The sequence below is a fragment of the Streptomyces sp. NPDC087310 genome, from assembly GCF_044744405.1.
Taxonomy (GTDB): domain Bacteria; phylum Actinomycetota; class Actinomycetes; order Streptomycetales; family Streptomycetaceae; genus Streptomyces.
On sequence record NZ_JBIUYF010000004.1, the window covers coordinates 374,797 to 394,370 of the forward strand.

At 72.9% G+C, this 19,574-nt stretch carries 16 protein-coding genes; 12 read left to right on the top strand and 4 right to left on the bottom strand.

Annotated elements, in window-relative coordinates; all coding sequences use genetic code 11:
• Nucleotides 1-41: 41 nt before the first annotated feature.
• The 5 genes from ACIO3P_RS16840 (at nt 42) to sucD (ending at nt 7,204) form a co-directional block, all read left to right on the top strand.
• Entirely contained in the window at nt 42-1,166 is a 1,125-nt protein-coding gene (locus ACIO3P_RS16840; RefSeq protein WP_329828738.1) for an AAA family ATPase, read from the top strand.
• Nucleotides 1,163-3,580, top strand: coding sequence for a DUF5682 family protein (locus tag ACIO3P_RS16845; RefSeq protein WP_401854587.1), 2,418 nt, complete (start codon nt 1,163-1,165; stop codon nt 3,578-3,580). Before ACIO3P_RS16840 ends, ACIO3P_RS16845 begins: the two co-directional genes overlap by 4 nt.
• Complete coding sequence (locus ACIO3P_RS16850) at nt 3,577-4,848, top strand: vWA domain-containing protein (protein WP_401854585.1); 1,272 nt, start codon at nt 3,577-3,579, stop codon at nt 4,846-4,848. The genes ACIO3P_RS16845 and ACIO3P_RS16850 overlap by 4 nt, the downstream gene beginning before the upstream one ends.
• Nucleotides 4,849-5,122: 274 nt before the next feature.
• Complete coding sequence (sucC, locus tag ACIO3P_RS16855; RefSeq protein ID WP_329828740.1) at nt 5,123-6,298, top strand: ADP-forming succinate--CoA ligase subunit beta; 1,176 nt, start codon at nt 5,123-5,125, stop codon at nt 6,296-6,298.
• A gap of 21 nt (nt 6,299-6,319) precedes the next feature.
• A complete protein-coding gene (gene sucD / locus ACIO3P_RS16860) occupies nt 6,320-7,204 on the top strand; it encodes a succinate--CoA ligase subunit alpha (protein WP_329828741.1) in 885 nt (294 codons plus the stop codon).
• 98 nt (nt 7,205-7,302) lie between these two features.
• On the opposite strand, the gene ACIO3P_RS16865 is transcribed toward sucD, so the two are convergent.
• Nucleotides 7,303-8,667: a sigma factor-like helix-turn-helix DNA-binding protein gene (locus tag ACIO3P_RS16865; RefSeq protein ID WP_401854582.1), complete on the bottom strand. Its 1,365-nt coding sequence runs from the start codon at nt 8,665-8,667 to the stop codon at nt 7,303-7,305.
• 116 nt (nt 8,668-8,783) lie between these two features.
• Between ACIO3P_RS16865 and ACIO3P_RS16870 the strand changes: the two genes are divergently transcribed.
• Nucleotides 8,784-10,673 (top strand): DUF6350 family protein, encoded by a 1,890-nt coding sequence (locus ACIO3P_RS16870; RefSeq protein WP_401854581.1) that lies wholly within the window; start codon nt 8,784-8,786, stop codon nt 10,671-10,673.
• 41 nt (nt 10,674-10,714) lie between these two features.
• Here the strand turns inward: ACIO3P_RS16870 and ACIO3P_RS16875 are convergent, their stop codons facing one another.
• Complete coding sequence (locus tag ACIO3P_RS16875; protein ID WP_401854579.1) at nt 10,715-11,653, bottom strand: hypothetical protein; 939 nt, start codon at nt 11,651-11,653, stop codon at nt 10,715-10,717.
• 293 nt (nt 11,654-11,946) lie between these two features.
• Between ACIO3P_RS16875 and purN the strand changes: the two genes are divergently transcribed.
• A complete protein-coding gene (gene purN / locus ACIO3P_RS16880; RefSeq protein ID WP_329828746.1) occupies nt 11,947-12,597 on the top strand; it encodes a phosphoribosylglycinamide formyltransferase in 651 nt (216 codons plus the stop codon).
• Entirely contained in the window at nt 12,590-14,152 is a 1,563-nt protein-coding gene (gene purH, locus ACIO3P_RS16885) for a bifunctional phosphoribosylaminoimidazolecarboxamide formyltransferase/IMP cyclohydrolase (protein ID WP_401792274.1), read from the top strand. The genes purN and purH overlap by 8 nt, the downstream gene beginning before the upstream one ends.
• A gap of 189 nt (nt 14,153-14,341) precedes the next feature.
• On the opposite strand, the gene ACIO3P_RS16890 is transcribed toward purH, so the two are convergent.
• Complete coding sequence (locus ACIO3P_RS16890) at nt 14,342-14,959, bottom strand: hypothetical protein (RefSeq protein WP_329828748.1); 618 nt, start codon at nt 14,957-14,959, stop codon at nt 14,342-14,344.
• Nucleotides 14,960-15,366: 407 nt separating this feature from the next.
• Here ACIO3P_RS16890 and ACIO3P_RS16895 point away from each other — a divergent pair, with 407 nt between their 5' ends.
• Both ACIO3P_RS16895 and ACIO3P_RS16900 read left to right on the top strand, forming a co-directional pair.
• Entirely contained in the window at nt 15,367-16,230 is an 864-nt protein-coding gene (locus ACIO3P_RS16895; RefSeq protein ID WP_401854577.1) for a bifunctional methylenetetrahydrofolate dehydrogenase/methenyltetrahydrofolate cyclohydrolase, read from the top strand.
• A complete protein-coding gene (locus ACIO3P_RS16900; protein WP_401854571.1) occupies nt 16,230-16,853 on the top strand; it encodes a DUF3017 domain-containing protein in 624 nt (207 codons plus the stop codon). The genes ACIO3P_RS16895 and ACIO3P_RS16900 overlap by 1 nt, the downstream gene beginning before the upstream one ends.
• A gap of 142 nt (nt 16,854-16,995) precedes the next feature.
• Here the strand turns inward: ACIO3P_RS16900 and ACIO3P_RS16905 are convergent, their stop codons facing one another.
• A complete protein-coding gene (locus tag ACIO3P_RS16905) occupies nt 16,996-17,433 on the bottom strand; it encodes a peptidoglycan-binding domain-containing protein (RefSeq protein ID WP_329828751.1) in 438 nt (145 codons plus the stop codon).
• A 387-nt stretch (nt 17,434-17,820) separates the two neighbouring features.
• Here ACIO3P_RS16905 and ACIO3P_RS16910 point away from each other — a divergent pair, with 387 nt between their 5' ends.
• A complete protein-coding gene (locus ACIO3P_RS16910) occupies nt 17,821-18,558 on the top strand; it encodes a helix-turn-helix domain-containing protein (RefSeq protein WP_401854568.1) in 738 nt (245 codons plus the stop codon).
• Nucleotides 18,555-19,526 carry a helix-turn-helix domain-containing protein gene (locus ACIO3P_RS16915; RefSeq protein WP_329828753.1) on the top strand — a complete coding sequence of 324 codons (972 nt, stop codon included), beginning with the start codon at nt 18,555-18,557 and terminating at the stop codon, nt 19,524-19,526. The genes ACIO3P_RS16910 and ACIO3P_RS16915 overlap by 4 nt, the downstream gene beginning before the upstream one ends.
• Nucleotides 19,527-19,574: the final 48 nt, after the last annotated feature.

Genomic DNA, 19,574 nt, shown 5'->3' on the forward strand with positions numbered 1-19,574 from the left:
CGTGGGATCCACAACAGGTCGACCGATCTGGAGGGGGATCCATGACCATGCCCGAAACCGCCGCGACCACGGCCGGGGCCACCGGCGACACGGCCCTGCGCCCGCACGCGGAGGACGCGTTCGCCCAGGAACTGGCGGCGCTGGCCGCGGCCGACGACCGGCAGCGGCCCGCCCGCTGGCGCCTCTCGCCCTGGGCCGTGGCCACCTATCTCCTCGGCGGCACGCTGCCCGACGGGACGGTGATCACGCCGAAGTACGTGGGGCCGCGCCGGATCGTCGAGGTCGCGGTCACCACGCTCGCCACCGACCGCGCGCTGCTCCTCCTCGGCGTGCCCGGCACCGCCAAGACCTGGGTCTCCGAACATCTCGCGGCGGCCGTCAGCGGCGACTCGACCCTGCTGGTGCAGGGCACGGCGGGGACGCCCGAAGAGGCGATCCGCTACGGCTGGAACTACGCCCAGCTCCTCGCCAACGGCCCCAGCCGCGACGCGCTGGTGCCCAGCCCCGTGATGCGGGCCATGTCCGACGGCATGACCGCGCGGGTCGAGGAGCTGACCCGTATCCCCGCCGACGTACAGGACTCGCTCATCACGATCCTGTCCGAGAAGACGCTCCCGATCCCCGAGCTGGGCGAGGAGGTCCAGGCCGTCCGCGGCTTCAACCTGATCGCCACGGCCAACGACCGCGACCGGGGCGTCAACGACCTCTCCAGCGCGCTGCGCCGCCGCTTCAACACGGTCGTCCTGCCGCTGCCCGCCACCCCGGAGGCCGAGGTCGACATCGTCTCCCGGCGCGTCGGGGAGATGGGCCGCTCCCTCGACCTGCCGGCCGGCCCCGAGGGCATCCACGAGATCCGCCGGGTCGTCACGGTCTTCCGCGAACTGCGCGACGGCGTCACGACCGACGGCCGTACGAAGCTCAAGTCCCCCTCCGGGACGCTCTCCACGGCCGAGGCGATCTCCGTCGTCACAGGCGGCCTCGCGCTCGCCGCCCACTTCGGCGACGGGGTGCTGCGGCCGGGCGACGTGGCGGCCGGGATCCTCGGCGCGGTCGTCCGCGACCCCGCGGCGGACCGGGTGATCTGGCAGGAGTACGTGGAGACGGTCGTCCGCGAGCGCGACGGCTGGAAGGACTTCTACCGCGCCTGCCGCGAGGTGAGCGCGTGACCACGGCCGTCCCGCGCGCGGCGGGGCCGCTGCTGCTCGGGGTCCGGCACCACGGGCCCGGATCCGCGCGGGCGGTACGAGGTGCTCTCGACGCGGCGGCGCCGGGCGTCGTACTGATCGAAGGCCCGCCCGAGGGCGACGCGTTGCTGCCGCTCGCCGCCGACGAGGCGATGCGGCCACCCGTGGCGCTCCTCGCGCACGCCGTGGACGACCCGGGACGCGCCGCGTTCTGGCCGCTGGCGGAGTTCTCCCCGGAGTGGGTGGCGATCCGCTGGGCGCTCGCGCACGACGTGCCGGTCCGCTTCATCGATCTGCCGGCGGCCCACTCGCTGGCGTCCGACGACGGTACGGCGAATGCGGGGGACGACAGGGACGACGGGGGCAAGGGGGATGACGGGGGCGACGGGGGCGAGGGGGTGCGGATCGACCCGCTCGCCGTACTCGCCAGGACCGCCGGGTACGACGACCCCGAGCGCTGGTGGGAGGACGTGGTCGAGCACCGGGCCCCCGGGCGTACGGACGACCCCTTCGCGCCGTTCGAGGCGGTCGCGGAGGCCATGGGCGAGCTGCGCGAGGCGTACGGCTCCGGCGGACACCGGCGGGATCTCGTCCGCGAGGCCCATATGCGCATCCAGCTCCGTGCCGCCCGCAAGGAGTTCGGGGACGGAGCGGTCGCCGTCGTCTGCGGCGCCTGGCACGTACCGGCGCTGCGCGCGAAGACCACCCTCGCCGCCGACCGCGCGCTGCTCAAGGGCCTGCCCAAGGTCAGGACCGACATCACCTGGGTGCCCTGGACCCACCGCAGGCTCGCCCGCCACAGCGGGTACGGAGCGGGCATCGACTCGCCCGGCTGGTACGGACACCTCTTCAGCGCGCCCGACCGGCCCGTCGAACGCTGGCTCACCAAGGTCGCCGGGCTGCTGCGGGAGGAGGACCGCGTCGTCTCCTCCGCCCATGTCATCGAGGCGGTACGGCTGGCGCGGACCCTCGCCGTGCTGCGCGGCCGTCCGCTGGCCGGGCTCACGGAGACCGTCGACTCCGTGCAGGCCGTGATGTGCGAGGGCTCCGCGGTGCCGCTCGGCCTCATCCAGGACCGGCTGATCGTCGGCGACACGCTCGGCGAGGTCCCCGACACGGCGCCCGCCGTCCCGCTCCAGCGCGACCTCACCCGGCTCCAGCGCTCGCTGCGGCTCAAGCCGGAAGCCTCGGAGCGCGAGCTGGACCTCGACCTCCGCAAGGAGACCGACACGGCGAAGAGCGCCCTGCTGCACCGGCTGCGGCTGCTGGACATCCCCTGGGGCGAGGCGGCCGCGGGACGGGGGAGCACGGGCACGTTCCGCGAGAGCTGGCGGCTGAGCTGGGAGCCGGAGCTGTACGTACGGGTCGCGGAAGCCGGTGTCTGGGGCACGACGGTGCTCGCCGCCGCCACCGCCAGGGCCGAGGCGCGCGCCCTGGCGGCGACCGCGCTCAGCGAGGTCACGGCCCTCGCGGAGCGCTGTCTGCGGGCCGCGCTGCCCGACGCCCTGCCCGTGGTGATGCGCGCCCTCGCCGACCGCGCCGCGCTCGACGCCGACATCGGCCGGCTCGCCGAGGCGCTGCCCGCGCTGGCCCGCTCGCTGCGGTACGGCGACGTACGGTCCACCGACACCGGCGCCCTCGGCGAGGTCGCGGCCGGCCTCGCGGAGCGGATCTGCGTCGGCCTGCCGCCCGCGTGCGCGGGGCTCGACGCGGACGGCGCCGCGCAGATGCGCGGCCATCTCGACAGCGTCCACACCGCGATAGCGCTGCTGACGGCGGGCTCCGGGCGCCCCGCAGCGGAATCCGGGCGCCCCGAAGAGGAGCCCGGGGGACGGGGCCTCGCCGGACGCTGGGAGGCCGTGCTGGTCAGGCTCGCCGGGCGGGACAGCGTGCCCGGCGGGATCCGGGGGCGGGCCGCCCGGCTGCTGCTGGACGACGGACGGCTCGCGGAGGACGAGGCGGCCCGGTTGATGGGGCTCGCCCTGTCGCCCGGCACCCCGCCCGCCGACGCCGCCGCCTGGGTGGAGGGCTTCGTCGGCGGTGCGCCCGGGAGATCACCGGGGGCCGGGTCCGGTGGGGGGATGCTGCTGATCCATGACGAACGCCTCCTCGGCCTGGTCGACGCCTGGCTGACCGGGGTGGCGCCCGACGCGTTCACCGATGTGCTGCCGCTGCTGCGCCGCACCTTCTCGGCGTACGAACCGGGCGTCCGCCGCACCCTGGGCGAGCTGGTCCGGCGCGGTCCTGCCGCCCCGGGGCCGACGGCGGCCGAGGCCACCGCGCCGGGCTTCGGCCCCGGGCTGGACACGGCGCGCGCCGACGCCGTACTGCCGGTGCTCCGCCTGCTGCTGGGCGCCGACCGCGACGACAACGACCTGGTGGGGGCGGGGACATGACATCGAACACGACCATGAGCGCGGCGACGCACGAGGCGAAGGACACGGCACCGGACGGCGCGGCACGGGACGACACGACACGGGACGACACGGCGGCCGACGAGCGGCTGCGCCGCTGGCGGATGGTGCTCGGCGGGGAGGGGGCCGACGGCACGGGGCGGGCGCTCGCCGGTCAGGACGCGGCGATGGACGGCGCCCTGACCGCGCTGTACGGCGGCCGGGGCAGCGACAGGAGCGGAGGAGGCGGAAGCGGCGGGAGCGCCGGCCGGTCCGCCGGTCTGGGCGGCTCCGCGCCGTCCGTCGCCCGCTGGCTGGGCGACATCCGTACGTACTTCCCCACCTCCGTCGTCCAGATCATGCAGCGGGACGCCATCGACCGGCTCGGGCTCGCCGCGCTGCTGCTCGAACCGGAGATGCTGGAGGCCGTCGAGGCGGACGTCCATCTCGTCGGCACCCTGCTCTCGCTGAACAAGGCGATGCCGGAGACGACCAAGGAGACCGCGCGCGCCGTCGTCCGCAAGGTGGTGGAGGACCTGGAGAAGCGGCTCGCCACCCGCACCAGGGCCACCCTGACCGGCGCGCTCGACCGCTCAGCGCGGATCAGCCGGCCACGCCACCGGGACATCGACTGGGACCGTACGATCCGGGCGAACCTGAAGAACTACCTCCCGGAGCAGGGCACGATCGTGCCCGAGCGGCTGATCGGGTACGGCAGGGCCGCGCGGTCGGTGAAGAAGGACGTCGTCCTGTGCATCGACCAGTCGGGGTCGATGGCCGCGTCCGTCGTCCACGCCTCCGTCTTCGGTGCCGTCCTGGCCTCCATGCGCTCCCTCGACACCCGTCTCGTCGTCTTCGACACGGCGGTGGTCGACCTCACCGACCAGCTCGACGACCCGGTGGATGTCCTGTTCGGCACCCAGCTCGGTGGGGGCACGGACATCAACCGCGCGCTCGCCTACTGCCAGTCGCGGATCACCCGCCCCGCCGACACCGTGGTCGTCCTGATCAGCGACCTCTACGAGGGCGGGATACGGGACGAGATGCTGAAGCGGGTCGCCGCGATGAAGGCGTCCGGGGTGCAGTTCGTGGCGCTGCTCGCGCTCTCGGACGAGGGGGCCCCGGCGTACGACCAGGAGCACGCGGCGGCCCTCGCCGAGCTGGGCGCTCCGGCCTTCGCCTGCACGCCCGACCTCTTCCCCGAGGTGATGGCCGCGGCGATCGAGAAGCGCCCCTTGCCCGTACCGGACACCGACCTGCCGGCCGGGTGAACGTGTACAGACCAACGGTCCGGGCATGCGGGCAGCCGTGCGGGTTGTGACGGGTATCACCGCTCTGTGACAGGTATCACCGCTCATCTGTGATCTGTGATTTAGGGACCCACGTCCCACGGGGATAACCTGCGAGGCGGACATGCCGCGTACCGGACACCGCGTACGCCTTCCTCAGTGACAGCGCAGTCACGTTGCCCTTCGCGGCACGCCCACGCAGACAACGAACCCGCGATCACCAGGCTGCGGTTAAAAGACAAAGGGACGGACACGCGTGGACCTGTTCGAGTACCAGGCGAGGGACCTCTTCGCCAAGCACGGCGTACCGGTGCTGGCCGGTGAAGTCATCGAAACGCCCGAGGCCGCCCACGAGGTGACCGAGCGTCTCGGCGGCAAGGCCGTCGTCAAGGCGCAGGTCAAGGTCGGCGGACGCGGTAAGGCGGGCGGCGTGAAGCTGGCCTCCGACCCGGCCGACGCCGTCGAGAAGGCCGGTCAGATTCTGGGCATGGACATCAAGGGCCACACGGTCCACAAGGTGATGCTGGCCCAGACCGCGGACATCGCGGAGGAGTACTACGTCTCCTTCCTGCTGGACCGCACCAACCGCACCTTCCTCGCGATGGCGTCCGTCGAGGGCGGCGTGGAGATCGAGGTCGTCGCGGAGGAGAACCCCGACGCGCTCGCCAAGATCCCGGTCGACGCCAACGAGGGCTGCACGCCCGAGAAGGCCGCCGAGATCGTCGCCGCCGCGAAGTTCCCGGCCGAGATCGCGGACCAGGTCGCCGACGTTCTGCAGAAGCTGTGGACCGTCTTCATCAAGGAGGACGCCCTCCTTGTCGAGGTCAACCCGCTGATCAAGTCCGGCGACGGCAAGATCATCGCGCTCGACGGCAAGGTCTCGCTCGACGAGAACGCGGACTTCCGTCAGCCCGAGCACGACGCGCTGGAGGACAAGGCCGCGGCCAACCCTCTTGAGGCCGCCGCCAAGGCCAAGAACCTCAACTACGTCAAGCTCGACGGCGAGGTCGGCATCATCGGCAACGGCGCGGGTCTGGTCATGTCGACCCTCGACGTCGTCGCGTACGCCGGTGAGAACCACGGCGGCGTCAAGCCCGCCAACTTCCTCGACATCGGCGGTGGCGCGTCCGCCGAGGTCATGGCCAACGGCCTGGAGATCATCCTCGGCGACCCGGACGTCAAGTCCGTGTTCGTCAACGTCTTCGGTGGCATCACCGCGTGCGACGAGGTCGCCAACGGCATCGTCCAGGCCCTCGAACTGCTGAAGACCAAGGGCGAGGACGTCACGAAGCCGCTGGTCGTGCGGCTCGACGGCAACAACGCGGAGCTGGGTCGCAAGATCCTGTCCGACGCCAACCACCCGCTCGTGCAGCGCGTGGACACCATGGACGGCGCGGCCGACAAGGCCGCCGAGCTGGCCGCGGCCAAGTAAGGGACGAGGGAAACCACAACCATGGCTATTTTCCTGACCAAGGAAAGCAAGGTCATCGTCCAAGGCATGACCGGCGCCACCGGCATGAAGCACACCAAGCTCATGCTCGCCGACGGCACCAACATCGTCGGCGGTGTCAACCCGCGCAAGGCCGGTACGTCCGTCGACTTCGACGGCACCGACGTACCCGTCTTCGGCTCCGTGGCCGAGGCCATGGAGAAGACCGGTGCCGACGTCTCCGTCGTCTTCGTGCCGCCGGCCTTCGCCAAGGCCGCCGTCATCGAGGCGATCGACGCCGGGATCGGCCTGGCCGTCGTGATCACCGAGGGCATCGCGGTCCACGACTCGGCCGCCTTCTGGGCGTACGCGGGCAGCAAGGGCAACAAGACCCGGATCATCGGCCCGAACTGCCCCGGCCTGATCACCCCCGGCCAGTCCAACGCCGGCATCATCCCGGGCGACATCACCAAGCCCGGCCGCATCGGCCTCGTGTCCAAGTCCGGCACGCTGACCTACCAGATGATGTACGAGCTGCGCGACATCGGCTTCTCGTCCGCCGTCGGCATCGGTGGCGACCCGGTCATCGGCACGACGCACATCGACGCGCTCGCCGCGTTCGAGGCCGACCCCGAGACCGACCTCATCGTCATGATCGGTGAGATCGGCGGCGACGCCGAGGAGCGTGCGGCCGACTTCATCGCGAAGAACGTCACGAAGCCGGTCGTCGGCTACGTCGCGGGCTTCACCGCGCCCGAGGGCAAGACCATGGGCCACGCCGGCGCCATCGTCTCCGGCTCCTCCGGCACGGCCCAGGCGAAGAAGGAGGCCCTGGAGGCCGCCGGTGTGAAGGTCGGCAAGACGCCGACCGAGACGGCCGGGCTCGCCCGCGCCATCCTCGCCGGCTGATCCGTCACCTCCGCACGGACCACCACGCGCGTGGGCCCGCACCCCTTTCCGGGTGCGGGCCCACGCGCGTGGGGGACGTCTCCGGTACGCCCGACCGGTCAGCGTGCCAGGGGTACGAGCCGGTGCGGACCGTTCATCGGCGCGGCGCGGAGCATATTGCGCAGGCGCAGATCCTGCGGGCTGAGCCGTTCGGGACCGCTCGGCGTGGGGACACCGCCGACCTGCTCGCCCGGCGACTGCGGCGGGTCGTACTGCCGCGGAGCGGTGGCCAGCGTGAAACTCGTGGCCCCGATGATCAGCACCGTGAAGGCGATCGCCGCGCGCGTCCAGATCTTGGCCCGCCGCTCGCTGCCGTCCCGTACGGCCCGCGCCGACGCGATCTCCGGAACGGTCACCGCGCGCACCAGCGCGCCCAGCCGCTCGTGCAGCAGATCCGTGTCGGCCAGTTCGGGCACGCGTACGGAGACCGCTTTACGGGCGCGCATCAGCCGGTGCGCGGTGGCCGGGGTGGATGCCTCCGTCTCGGCGGCGGTCTCCGGCAGGTCGAGCCCGAGCCCGTCGTAGAGCAGCAGCGTGCGGCGGTACGAGGGCGGCAGGGCCAGCAGCGCCTCCCGCAGCGTCCGGCCGTCGGGGCTCTCCTGCTCGCCGCGGACCGGGTCGGGGCGGCGGTGCGCGCGGCGCAGCCGGTGCCAGGGCGACATCGCGTACTCGTGCGCGGTGGCCCGCACCCAGCCCACCGGGTCCCGGTCGACCGCGACCCGGGGCCAGCTCTCCCACGCGCAGTGGAAGGCGCGCTCGACGGACTCCTGGGAGAGGGCGCGCCGTCCGGTGAGCAGATACGCCTGGCGTACGAGGGCGGGCGCGGTGCACGCGTACAGCGCGTCGAACGCCTGGTCGGGCGTGAGCGAGGCGACGGCCGCACCGCTGAACGCGACGGGGACCACGCCGGGCTCCACGGCGGGCGTGGCCTCGGCCGGCGTCGCGGGCATGGGCGCGGGCGTGGCCTCGGATACGGGTGTCGGCGCGGATACAGGCGCCGGCGCGGACGCGGATACGGCTGCCGACGCGACGGGCTCGGCTTCCTGGGCCGGTGCCGCTCCCGTACGGTCCTGGGGCGCCGCCGCTGAGGTGCTGTGGTGGTGCCGCGCGGCCGACCGTTCCTGCGCCGCCCGTACCGCCGCCCTCTCGATGCGCCGCGCCCGTTCCTCCGTCTGCCGCAGTTCGGCCGCGATGCCCGCCAGCAGCTTGGCGTAGACCTCCCCCTTGCGCCCGCGTGGCGTCGTACGGCCGGTCTCCCAGGACCGGATCGTGGCGCGGGTGACGCCCACGGCGGTGGCCGCCTGCTTCTCGGTCATCGCCTTCGCCTCGCGCAGCCGGCGCCGCTCCTTCGGGGCGGGGAGCGCCGCGTCGGAAGCGCCGTCCGGGGCGGGCTGCGGGGTGCTCTGCGTGGTGTTCTGGGTCATGAGGGACTCCCCGCAGCACGGTAATGGGCGAAAAAGCACATAAGCGTATATTGAGCGACATGGCGAGTATTCGCCTGTTACGCAGATAAAGCGCGTGTCGTGGGCAACATTGCGTTGTGACCCAATTGACCGATCGCGGCACACCGTTGTCCTCGGCCTCGGCCGTCGACCGCGGCCGCGCCGCCGCGCTGACCGCCTCTTTCCTCCGTGGAGCCATCGCCGCGGGCCTCGGACTCGGCGCGCTCGCCGTACTTCTGACGACGATGTGGATCGCCTCGCCGTACCCGGACGGCGGAGCGGGCGCTGCCCTCCATGTGGCGGCAGGGCTCTGGCTGCTGGCGCACGGCATCGAGCTGGTACGCCCCGAGACCCTCTCCGGCGTCCCCGCCCCGCTCGGCGTCATGCCACTGCTGCTCGTGGCCCTGCCGGTCTGGCTCGTCCACCGCGCGGCGCGGGACACCCTCGAACCGGAGGAGGGACGTCCGCAACTCACCGCGCTCGGTGCCGTGTCCACGGTGAGCTGCGGATATCTGCTCGTCGGCGGGGCCGCCGTGTTCTACGCGGCGGGCGGGCCGCTCACCGCGCATCCGCTGCGCGCGCTGCTCACCCTGCCCGTCCTGACGCTCCTGTCAGCGACCGCGGGGGCGTGGACGGCGAGCGGGCGCCCGCTCGGACCGCTGCCCATGTGGCTGCCCCGGGGCGCCCGGACGGCGCTGGCGCGCACCAGGACGCGGGTCGCCCTGCGCTCCGGCGCGGCGGGCGCTTTGCTGCTGACGGGAGGTGGTGCGCTGCTGGCCGGGGTCTCGCTCGGCTGGCACAGCGCCCCGGCGCACGCGTCCTTCGTCCAGCTCGCCGCTGACTGGTCCGGGCGGTTCGCGCTCCTGCTGCTGGGGCTGGCGCTGGTGCCCAACGCCGCGATCTGGGGAGTGGCGTACGCGCTGGGCCCCGGCTTCGTGCTCGGTACGGGCGCGACGGTCACGCCGTTCGGCGTGCTGGGCAGCCCCGCGCTCCCGTCCTTCCCGCTCCTCGCGGCGGTGCCCGAGGGGCCGGGCACGCCGCTGAACTGGGCCGTGGCGGCCGTACCCGCCGTCGTGGGGCCGGTGATCGCCTGGTTCACCCTCCGGGTGGCCGCGCCGCCCTTCGCCGTACGGGAGGAGGCGTGGAGCGCGCGGAGCACGGCGCTGGGAACGGCACTCGGGGGTGCGGCCTGTGCCGTTCTGACGGCGTTCCTGGCGGCGATGGCGGGCGGGCCGCTGGGCAACGGGCGGCTGGCCGCGTTCGGCCCGGTCTGGTGGCTGACGGGCGCCGCCGCGCTGGTGTGGACGGTGGCCCTCGGCGTACCGACGGCGCTGCTGCTCCGGGCCTGGCGGCTCAGGAAGCGGCGGGCGAAGGACGTACGGGAAACGGGGCGGATGAGCCGAGCGGAGAGGAAGGCCCGGCGGAGGGCGGAGAAGGAAGCGGGCAAGGCGGCGAGGAGAGCCGGGAAGAAGGCGGGGGAGAGGACGGGAAAGCAGACGGGGAGAAGAGCGGGGAAGAAGGCCGCGACGCTGGTGGCTCCGGGCGTCGCGGAGCCGGCGCTTCCGCCGTGGTGGCGGGCGCCGCTGTGGTGGCTGGGGCTGCGGAGCGGTACGGGGGAGACCGCCGCGGCGCGTGGTCAGGACGCCGTACCGGCCGCGCCCGGCGCCGCACCCTGGGCGGGCGGTGGTCCGGAGACCGGGGACGCGAGGACGGCGCACGAGGCGGAGGGGGCAGGCCCGGACGACGAGCCGTACGACTTCCTGGCGGCCGACGCCTGGCACGAGCGTGGGGCGCGGGAGGTGCGGTGGGCCGCGTTCAAGGAGGCGTCGGGCGGACTGATGGCCGACTTCCCGGCGGCGCCACCGGTCCCGCCCCGGACCGACCGGACGGCGGCACACCCGCCCCGGACCGAGGCACACCCGCCCCGGACCGACCGGACCGGGACCGATCAGCCGCGGATCGACCACACCCAGGAGGGTGCCTCCTGACCTCCTGCCCCGTACTCCCGTACCCCCTTGCTCCTCTGCCCTTACTCCTTGACGCCGAAGACGGGCTCCAGGGAACGCGGCAGCAGATCGTTGCAGGAGAGCTGCCCCGTCTTCGTCAGCGCGTCGTTCACGCAGGTGTAGTAGTCGCGGTAGACGAGCTGCACGGTGAAGGTCGTCGCCACGATCGCCAGGGCGAGTCCGGCCGTCACCAGTCCGCTCACCGCCGCCGTGGTCAGCGACCTGGTCGCGATCTGACCGGACGGGGCGGGCTGCCCCGCCTGGTCGGGGCCGTCCGTCGGGGCCGGCTGTCCGGCGCCGGGGGCGGAGGTGCCGTCCGACGGCTTCTTGGCCTTGGCCCGCAGGGCGCTGGCGCCCCAGTAGACCGCGAGTGCGCCGAGGAGGAGGGCGATCTCGGGGAGGTCGAACAGCGCGAAGAAGAAGGCCCACATCCCGCCGAGCAGGGCGTAGCGGGCGCGGCGCTGGGCCGGGTCCGTCGGGTCCCAGCGCGGTCCACCGCCGCGGCCGGTCTCGGAGCCGTCCTGGCCGTTGGCCGCTCCGTTCGGCCCGTTCTGTCCGTTGCCCTGACCGCTGGGGCGGCTGCCGAAGCCTCCCGAGGAGCGGCCGGGCTGGCGGCTGCTCCACTGGCTGCCCCAGCCGCCGCGGCCGGAGCCGCCGGAGTCGCCGTCCTGCCCGTCCTGTCCGTCGCCGTTCTCGGGGCGCCGGGGCTGCCACGGCTGGTCGGGCCTGCCCTCGGGCGGCGGTGCGAACGGATTGTCGTCGGAGGAACCGCCGGCCCCGGAGGCACCGGACGCGCCGTTGGAGCCGGGCGCGCCGGAGGTACCGGACGTACCGGACGATCCCTGGGGCTCCTGGGAGCCCGACGAAGGGCCGGTGGAGGAGGACTGGCGTTCCCGCGGCAGCAGCACCGGCCCAGAGGGCGGCGGGAGGTGGAGTGCCGTGCGGCGGCGTCGGTCCTGCATGTGGTGAACGTCTTCCCCTCAGACCCGTCGCGCGGGGGTCTTGTCCTGTACGGGCCCGTCCCGGAGACGAACCCTGTCCCCAGACGCTACCTCCCGGCCGGGCCCCCGTCCCGTGGGGGCCGCTCGGTGTGCCGGTATCGTTGCTGACGGTCGGCTCCTTCGTAGAGTTCCCCGTATCGGGGAACGTGACTCGTTCGTACGACCACACAAAGCCGTACGACCACGCCAAGTCGCCGTCCGTACAACGCCGCACGCCCCGCGAGGCTGTGCTCGCTCCGAGAAAGGCGCCCGCTGTGGCCTCCCCGCCCCCCGCCCCCCGGTCCTCCGCCGCCCCGGCCCGGCTCGTGGTCCTGGTCTCCGGATCCGGTACGAATCTGCAGGCCCTGCTCGACGCCATCGGCGACGACCCCGAGGGCTTCGGCGCCCGGATCGTCGCGGTCGGGGCCGACCGCGGGGACATCGCCGGTCTGGAGCGCGCCGAGCGCGCCGGGCTGCCGACCTTCGTGCACCGGGTGAAGGAGTACGGGACACGCGAGGCGTGGGACGCGGCGTTCGCGGAGGCGACAGCGGCGTACGAGCCGGACCTCGTGGTCTCGGCGGGCTTCATGAAGATCCTGGGGAAGGAGTTCCTGGCCCGCTTCGGCGGCCGGTGCGTCAACACGCATCCCGCGCTGCTCCCCAGCTTTCCCGGTGCCCACGGCGTACGCGACGCGCTCGCCCACGGCGTGAAGGTCACCGGCTGCACGGTCCACTTCGTCGACGACGGTGTCGACACCGGCCCGATCATCGCGCAGGGCGTGGTCGAGGTCCGGGACGAGGACGACGAAGACGCTCTCCATGAGCGCATCAAGGAAGTCGAGCGACGCCTGCTCGTCGAGGCCGTGGGGACACTGGCCCGGCACGGCTATCGCATCGAGGGACGAAAGGTATACGTCGGTGAATAATCAGGGCACGAAGCGGCCCATCCGCCGCGCACTGGTCAGCGTCTACGACAAGACGGGCCTGGAGGAGCTGGCACGCGGTCTGCACGAGGCGGGCGTCACCCTCGTCTCGACCGGCTCCACCGCCGGGAGGATCGCCGCCGCCGGTGTGCCGGTGACCAAGGTCGAGGAGCTGACCGGCTTCCCCGAGTGCCTCGACGGCCGCGTCAAGACGCTGCACCCGCGCGTCCACGCCGGGATCCTCGCCGACCTGCGCCTCGACTCCCACCGCGAGCAGCTCGCCGAGCTGGGGGTCGAGCCGTTCGACCTGGTCGTCGTGAACCTGTACCCGTTCCGCGAGACGGTCGCCTCCGGCGCCACCCCCGACGAGTGCGTCGAGCAGATCGACATCGGCGGCCCCTCGATGGTCCGCGCCGCCGCCAAGAACCACCCCTCGGTCGCGGTCGTCACCAGCCCCGAGCGGTACGCGGACGTCCTCGGCGCCGTACGCGACGGCGGCTTCGACCTGACGACGCGCAAGCGGCTCGCGGCGGAGGCGTTCCAGCACACCGCGGCGTACGACGTGGCCGTGGCCTCCTGGTTCGCGGACGACTACGCCGCGGCCGACGACTCCGGTTTCCCCGACTTCCTGGGCTCCACGTACGCGCGCAAGAACGTGCTGCGCTACGGCGAGAACCCGCACCAGCCGGCCGCGCTCTACACCGCCGGTGAGGGCGGGCTCGCGGAGGCGGAGCAGCTTCACGGCAAGGAGATGTCGTACAACAACTACACGGACACGGACGCCGCGCGCCGTGCCGCGTACGACCACTCCGAGCCCTGCGTCGCGATCATCAAGCACGCCAACCCGTGCGGGATCGCCATCGGCGACGATGTCGCGGAGGCGCACCGCAAGGCGCACGAGTGCGACCCGCTCTCCGCGTTCGGCGGCGTGATCGCCGTCAACCGCCCGGTCTCCGTCGCGATGGCCGAGCAGGTCGCGGAGATCTTCACCGAGGTCATCGTCGCGCCGGGGTACGAGGACGGCGCCGTCGAGGTGCTGGCCCGCAAGAAGAACATCCGTGTGCTGCGCTGCCCCGAGGCCCCGGCCGCCTCCGTGGAGGTCAAGCCGATCGACGGCGGGACGCTGCTCCAGGTCACCGACCGGCTCCAGGCCGACGGTGACGACCCGGCGAACTGGACGCTGGCGACCGGCGAGGCGCTCTCCGAGGCCGAGCTGCGCGAACTGTCCTTCGCCTGGAAGGCGTGCCGCGCGGTCAAGTCCAACGCGATCCTGCTCGCCAAGGGCGGCGCCTCGGTGGGCGTCGGCATGGGCCAGGTCAACCGCGTCGACTCCGCGAAGCTCGCGGTGGAGCGGGCGGGGGAGGAGCGGGCGAGCGGCGCGTACGCCGCGTCCGACGCGTTCTTCCCGTTCCCCGACGGGCTGGAGATCCTGCTGAACGCGGGCGTCAGGGCCGTGGTCCAGCCGGGTGGCTCGGTCCGCGACGAGCTGACGATCGAGGCGGCGCGGAAGGCGGGCGCGACCATGTACTTCACGGGGACGCGCCACTTCTTCCACTGACCTGCCCACCGGCACCGACCCATGACCGGGCACCGACCCATGACCGGGCACGGGGCGGCGCCGCGGCCCGCGTGGACCGGCCGACGCCGAAGGCCGCGTTCTCCCTTCCGGGAGACCGCGGCCTTCGGCGGTTCTGCTGTACGTGGCGTGCCTGAGCGGCGCGTTCCTAAGCGGCGCACTGGCGACGCGTCAGTAGCGCGGGCGGTTGAACCACGCGGACGCCTGGCCGTTGACCATCGCGGCCAGGATGACCCCGCTGCACGCGAGCGAGATGATCCCGCCGAAGGCACCGGAACCGCCGTTGGCCAGGTTGCCGAGGCCGCCGAGGAGCGCGAGCGAGGCGTAGACGATCGTCGTCACACGGATACCGGTGCCGCCGGTGGCGAACTTGACGCCCAGGAAGATCGAGAGGGCGCCGATGGCCAGGAGCGCCACGCCGGCGCCTATGCCGATACCCGCCAGGGCCCCGGCGCCGGCGCCCGACGAGTCCATCGAGTCGGCGGCGTCGCTGAGGAGACCGAAGGCGACGCCGATGATGAGCCCCGCGAGAATCTGGAAACCGGCGAAGATGAAGAGCATGACGCGCGCGGCCTTCATCAGACCGGGCATCTCCATCTGGCCACCGGGGTAGCCGAACCCCATGGGAGCCTGCGGCGGGGACGGGTAGCCGTAGCCGGGAGGCTGCTGGGGCTGGCCCTGCGGGTAGCCGTACCCCGGCTGCTGGCCCGGCGGCGGACCCTGGGGCTGGCCGTAACCGGGCTGCTGGCCCTGCTGGCCGTAGGGGTTGTTCGGGTCGCCGAAGCTCATGACGGGGTTCCTCCGTTGGTGGTGCGGGGACGGAATGGCCCGCGTGGAGGAAAATCTCAGGTCTGAGCGGTCTGAGCGGTCTGCCCCCCGACGCCGGCCGCACTGCGACGCAATCGTGTTATCAACACACGGTTTTGTCCAGTCGCCTTCACAGGTGTTGTGCAAGTGCAACGTCTCGTGCGGATGCGTGTGCGGGCGTGTGCGCTACGCGTGGCGAGCGTGCGGGTACGTGTGCGAGCGCGGTCGGACCACGGCCGGACCGCGGTCGGATCGGGACCGGACCGTGGTCGGATCGGGACCGGACCGCGGTCGGATCGGGACCGGACCGCGGTCGGATCGGGACCGGACCGTGGTCGCACAAGGACGCGGATTGGAACCGGGGAGGGGTCTTCCGCGAGGATGGGGGCATGAGCGCCCAGATTCTCGATGGCAAGGCCACCGCAGCCGTGATCAAGTCCGATCTCACCGTCCGCGTGGCGGCCCTCAAGGAGCGGGGTGTCACGCCCGGACTCGGGACCCTGCTGGTCGGGGACGACCCGGGCAGCCGCTGGTACGTCAACGGCAAGCACCGCGACTGCGCGCAGGTCGGCATCGCCTCCATCCAGCGCGAGCTGCCCGACACCGCCACGCAGGAGGAGATCGAGGCGGTCGTCGCTGAGCTGAACGCCAACCCCGAGTGCACGGGTTACATCGTGCAACTGCCGTTGCCCAAGGGCATCGACACCCACCGGGTGCTGGAGCTGATGGACCCGGCCAAGGACGCCGACGGGCTGCACCCGATGAGCCTCGGCCGACTGGTGCTCAACGAGACGGGGCCGCTGCCCTGCACCCCGTACGGCATCATCCAGCTCCTGCGCCACCACGGCGTCGAGATCAACGGCGCGCATGTCGTGGTCGTCGGGCGCGGGATCACCGTGGGCCGGTCGATTCCCCTGCTGCTGACCCGTAAGACCGAGAACGCGACCGTCACCCAGTGCCACACCGGCACCCGCGACCTGCCGGCGCTGCTCAAGCAGGCCGACATCATCGTGGCGGCGGCGGGCGTGCCGCACATCATCAACCCCGAGGACGTCAAGGAGGGCGCGGTCGTCCTCGACGTCGGCGTCAGCCGGGACGAGAACGGCAAGATCGTCGGCGATGTCCACCCGGGCGTCGCGGACGTGGCGGCGTGGATCTCGCCCAACCCGGGCGGCGTCGGGCCGATGACCCGCGCGCAGCTTCTCGTCAATGTCGTCGAGGCGGCGGAGCGTACGCTCAAGGACGCCGAATGATGGGTGCTGGCACGAGCCGGGACACGGGTCCGGACGCGGACACGGGCAACGGTGCGCGTACCGGTACGAGCGGTACGAGCGGCACAAGCGATACGGGCGATACGGGCGGTACGGAACGGGCCGAGGCTGCCGACGAGCACCGTCCCGAGGCCGCGGACGGCTCCGATACGGCCGACACCCCGGACGCGCCCGGCGAGGCGGCCGAGGCCGGCGAGACCGACGAGGCCGAGCCCGGCAGGCGGTTCTCGCTCACCCGCGACACCGCGCCCCCCGAGGGCGGCGGCCGTGCCGCGCCCCGGGACGCCCCGGCGCCCGCCCGCCAGTGGCCGCTGCTCAGCGTGCTCGGGACGACCGGACTCGGGCTGCTGATCGTCGGCCTGCACCCCTTCGCGGAAGCGTTCCGTATCGGCACGATCCTGATCGGTATCGCCCTCATCGGCGGCGCGGTCCTGCGGCGTGTCCTGCCGTCCGTCGGCATGCTCGCCGTGCGCTCGCGCTTCACCGACATGCTCACGTACGGGCTGCTCGGCGTGGCGATCGTGCTGCTCTCGCTGATGACACAGCCGAAGCCGTGGCTGGAGATCCCGTTCCTGGAGGACACCCTGCACTTCACCGTGCGGTAGCGGTAGCGCAAGCGGTGGCAGTGGCGGTGGCAGGTCGCCGCGGGCCGGCGATCGGCCCCGTACACGCGTGACGGCGGTCCGTCCTCTCCCCCGAGGAGGACGGGCCGCCGTGGTGTGCGGTGCGATCACGCGATGAGGCGGATCACTTGGGGTTGCGCAGTCGGCTCCAGGTGTTCTTGCCGACGACGCCGTCGGCCGAGATCTTCTGGTCGCTCTGGAACTTCTTGACGGCTGCCGCGGTGCCGGCCCCGAAGACGCCGTCCACGCCCTTCGGGTCGAAGCCCCAGCCGACGAGCATGCACTGCGCCTCGGTGACATGGTTGCCCGAGTTGCCCACGCCGATGACGGCGGTCATGGTGTTGCTGTAGTTCGCCGTCCAGCCGCGGACGCCGCCCGCGAGCGCCTTGTGTGCGTACTCGCCCTTCGGGCAGGCGGCCAGCACGCCCGCCTCCTGGCTCACGGCGGTCTGCGCCCGCTCGCCCTGCGAGGAGGCGAAGGCGCCAGTGGCCGGCCCGGCGACGGCGAGGCCGCTGAAGGCTGCCACGGTGGCGGCGAGAGCGATGTTCCTGCGTACGTTCATTCGAGTTCTCCCCGTTGATGTGAAGGGGGCGGCGCGGGGTGGACCGCGCCGCCCGGTGTGCACCACAGACTGTTCCGCGTCACGTCGATCCGCCGCCAGACCGATCCGGGGAAATGGGCCCTCCTGGGACGGGTGCCGTGTTGACCTGCGGGGACGCGTCGCACCGTGGGACGCGGTGGGACGTTGTGGGACGGTCCGGCGTGCTCCGGGAGGGGTACGGAGGTGGCCGGAACGCGGTGGGGCGGGGAACCGCGCGTTCGGTGGGGGGCGCCCTGGGGAGGACAGGGTGTGGGGAGGGACCCCGGACATCCGATAACGCATGAGGTGGACATGCCGCGTTGGAAGGAATTGCCTTCGGAGTTACCGGAGAAGGACTTACAGCTTCTCGTGCAACTACGGCGGCTCAAGGACCGATCCGGTCTCGGACTCACCGGGCTGGCGGCGAAGACCGGATACAGCCGCTCCTCCTGGGAGCGCTACCTCAACGGGAAGCAGCCGGTGCCCAGGGGGGCCGTCGAAGAACTGGCCAGGGCGTGCGGGGCGGATCCGACCCGGCTGCTCGTCCTGCACGAGGTGGCCGCCGAGGCCAACGGGCGGGCCGCGCCCGGGACGGAAGCAGGGCCGGAGACGGCGGAGACCGAGAAGACGGAAGCAGGGCCGGAGGAAGAGGAAGGCGGAGAGGCCGGCGAGCCGCCGTCCCGGTCCCTTTCCCGGCCCCGGCGCGTGGTTCCGCTGTGGTGGGCGGTCGTCGGCGCACTCGTCGCCATGGCCGCCTCCTTCGGCGCCGGGCTACTGCTCGCGCCGGACGACGACGAGCCGGCGCGCGCGCCCACAGCCATCTCCTATGCCCCCGGTCGTACGTACGAATGCACCAACGACCGCAAGGACGGCGCCGCCTACGCCGGGCACAGCGTGACCCGCGAGGCCCTGGTCGATCTCAACGGCAACGGCCGCGACGTCGTCGAGGTGCAGTGTCTGCTGCGCAAGCACGGCTTCGACCCGGGAGAGATCGACGGGCTGTACGGCGTGGGCACCAAGGAAGAGGTACGGAAGTTCCAGTCCTCGCGCGGACTGGTGGACGACGGCATCGTCGGCCCCGACACCTGGGGGGAGCTGCGCCGATGAGCGGGGCACGACCGGTGGCCGCCGAATGTGCCCGGCTGGCCGCGGAGTTGAGCGCGTTACGGGAGAGTACGGGGCTGAGTCTGGCGGCGCTGGCCGCGCGGACGCCGTACAGCAAGTCGTCCTGGCAGCGCTACCTCAACGGTACGAAGCCCGTGCCGAGGACGGCGGTCACGGTGCTGTGCGCGCTGGCGCGCGAGCCGGCCGACCGGTTGCTCGCCCTCTGGGAACTGTCCGACGCCGCCTGGAGCGGCCGGGCGGGCACGGTCCCCGCCGCCTCCGCCGCCCCCGCTCCCGCCGCCTCGGTCGCCGCTCCTGCACCCGTACCCGTACCCGTAGCCGCACCGGCCGGTCGGGACGACCGTGACCGGCGCGGCGGGCGTGGCGGTCGCGGTGGACGCCTCGCGGTCTGGCTGCTCGTCGGCGGCGCGGTGGCGGGAGCCGCCGTCACCGCGCTGGTCGTCGGCCGGCCGGACGTCGGCGAGGGCGTCGGGGCGTCGGGCGGGCGGCCCCCGGTCGCCGCGGAATGGGGTACGGCGAATCCGGTGGACCCCAAGTGCGTCGGCGCGGCCTGCGTGGGACTCAACCCCGGGAAGATGTTCTGCGCGGTCGGGGACGTGGTGAAGAACCTCTCCACGTTCACGGCCTCGGGCGGACAGCGGCTGGAACTCCGGTACGGGGAGACCTGCCGCGCCCTGTGGCTGCGGACGACCGGGCTGCGGGTGGGGGAGTACGCGGAACTGCGGGTGCCGGGCGAACAGGCCCAGCGGATCGTGGTGCGGGACACACGCGCCGCCGCGAGCTACCTCTCCACGGCCATCGCGGGCGACGGCAACGCGGCCTCGGCCCGGATCTGCCTCGGTACCGAGGCGAACGGCTCAGAGGTGAAAGGCTCAGAGGTGAACGGCTCCGAGACGAAAGGCTCTGAGGCGAACAGCTCCGAGGAGTGCTTCGACTGGCAGCGGCCCTAGACGGGCAACTCCCGGGCTCCTGTTGGCGCCTGTGGTACGGAAGTGACC

Coding starts and splice junctions, on each gene's coding strand:
- ACIO3P_RS16865 (WP_401854582.1), bottom strand. CDS start 8,667: ATGACCCAGAACACCACGCAGAGCACCCCGCAGCCCGCCCCGGACGGC.
- ACIO3P_RS16840 (WP_329828738.1), top strand. CDS start 42: ATGACCATGCCCGAAACCGCCGCGACCACGGCCGGGGCCACCGGCGAC.
- ACIO3P_RS16890 (WP_329828748.1), bottom strand. CDS start 14,959: ATGAGCTTCGGCGACCCGAACAACCCCTACGGCCAGCAGGGCCAGCAG.
- ACIO3P_RS16915 (WP_329828753.1), top strand. CDS start 18,555: ATGAGCGGGGCACGACCGGTGGCCGCCGAATGTGCCCGGCTGGCCGCG.
- sucD (WP_329828741.1), top strand. CDS start 6,320: ATGGCTATTTTCCTGACCAAGGAAAGCAAGGTCATCGTCCAAGGCATG.
- ACIO3P_RS16850 (WP_401854585.1), top strand. CDS start 3,577: ATGACATCGAACACGACCATGAGCGCGGCGACGCACGAGGCGAAGGAC.
- ACIO3P_RS16895 (WP_401854577.1), top strand. CDS start 15,367: ATGAGCGCCCAGATTCTCGATGGCAAGGCCACCGCAGCCGTGATCAAG.
- ACIO3P_RS16875 (WP_401854579.1), bottom strand. CDS start 11,653: ATGCAGGACCGACGCCGCCGCACGGCACTCCACCTCCCGCCGCCCTCT.
- ACIO3P_RS16900 (WP_401854571.1), top strand. CDS start 16,230: ATGGGTGCTGGCACGAGCCGGGACACGGGTCCGGACGCGGACACGGGC.
- ACIO3P_RS16905 (WP_329828751.1), bottom strand. CDS start 17,433: ATGAACGTACGCAGGAACATCGCTCTCGCCGCCACCGTGGCAGCCTTC.